Annotated in this window: 2 protein-coding genes; both read right to left on the bottom strand. The window is 47.6% G+C overall.

Annotation, left to right across the window (positions count from 1 at the left end):
• The coding region (locus QUA45_RS27750; protein ID WP_333223070.1) for an enoyl-CoA hydratase-related protein at positions 1-443 on the bottom strand (443 nt) is incomplete at its 3' end.
• Positions 444-751: 308 nt separating this feature from the next.
• Complete coding sequence (locus tag QUA45_RS27745; RefSeq protein ID WP_333223068.1) at positions 752-1,348, bottom strand: TerB family tellurite resistance protein; 597 nt, start codon at positions 1,346-1,348, stop codon at positions 752-754.
• Positions 1,349-1,545: the final 197 nt, after the last annotated feature.

Genomic DNA, 1,545 nt, shown 5'->3' with positions numbered 1-1,545 from the left:
CCGGTCTGTCCGAAAATAGCATTGTCAGCAGCGATCGTCAAGTCGCAAATTAAGTGCAGAACGTGACCGCCTCCAATTGCGTAGCCTGCCACTAAAGCAATTACAACTTTGGGCATAGATCGAATCAACTTCTGCAAGTCGAGCACGTTCAAGCGCGGTATGCCACCTTCGTCTACATATCCCGCCGAACCCCGCACGCTTTGGTCGCCGCCGGCGCAAAAGGCGTATTTGCCGTCTGTATGAGGCCCCGCACCGGTGAACAGGACAACGCCGATTTTTGTGTCTTCGCGGGCATCAGTAAAGGCATCGCACAGTTCCAGCACGGTTTTGGGACGGAAAGCGTTCCGTTTGTGAGGTCGATTGATGGTAATTTTGGCGGTGCCGCCGCTTTTGTGATAGAGAATGTCTTCGTAGGTTTTGGCAGTTTGCCATTCAATTTGCATAATCAATCGATTTGAGATTTGAGATTGAGCTGAGTCAATCAAGGCAGCGACAAGTCGTTTTTAGATTTTAGAGGCATTCGGTTCAATGGGATACAAGGGTCGATCGACTCTTGCCCAAAAAATAAAGCGGGACTTAGGCAGAAACCAGGCTTTTGATCAACATACGCCGTGCAGCGCTCTGGGTAGGGGTTAAACAACCCGGTTTTTGAGGGTAAGATCGCCCAATTCCCATCTCAATTGGAAACAGCGTCAAATCCTCGAACTCCTCTCTCACTACTTTGACTGCCCCAAAATTTATATGCGCTGGATTATTTGCGGAGTAAAATACCCAGCAAGTGCTTTGCTGCTTTGCCAAATACCGGATCGCGGGACTCGAATTCGCTGGGATCGAGTAAAGCTTGAACTTCGGCAAAAGCTTCTGAGTCGAGGGTTCCTTCTTTAGTAAATAAAGTGTCTATGACTGCAATGTGTCTGGAGTCGAGGCCGAGCCGATTTGCGATCGACTGTAAGTACATTTGCTCCCGCATATCGATGTGTCCGTCTGCGGCTGACATTTCGTAGCCGGAACCGATGAGCAACAGTTTTTCAGATTCTGAGAACAAAGCTGTCAGGGTTAGCAATTCTGTGGGGTTGAAGTAAACCTGCTGTTTGGAGATTCCTTTGACAAGGCGCTGAATTAGTTCTACCCGATCGCGGTCGCCGCTAGCAAAGGCTTTGAGAGTCTTTTGTAGCCGTTCTTCTTCTTCAACTGCGATCGTCCTGTCAATAATCATCACTCCGCGCAGGATGGAAATTAGAGCAGTCACAAACACTACCAAAGGAGTGATATCTTGTTCGCGCAGCTTTTGCCGGCTAATGCGGCACAACAGCTCAACAATTTCAGTGGTGATCGTCGTGGTGTCCATAATTAAAAATGACTTTCTATTAAGCTGTAATGTAACTTTCTTTCTCGATCTTAAGTTTTTCTGTTACGTAGGTATGACGTGAATTCTAAAACTGAGCCATTGTCTATTAGTGATACTACTTATTTTATTCACAAACGCTGGATGACTAGGGCTGTGGAGTTGGCACAAGCAGCCGGTGATGCCGGTGAAGTACCCGT

Origin of the sequence: Microcoleus sp. Pol12A5 (assembly GCF_036701435.1) — a bacterium.
Taxonomy (GTDB): Bacteria; Cyanobacteriota; Cyanobacteriia; order Cyanobacteriales; family Microcoleaceae; genus Microcoleus.
The sequence above is the reverse complement of the archived record's forward strand: the minus strand, read 5'-3'. Positions and strand labels throughout refer to the sequence as shown.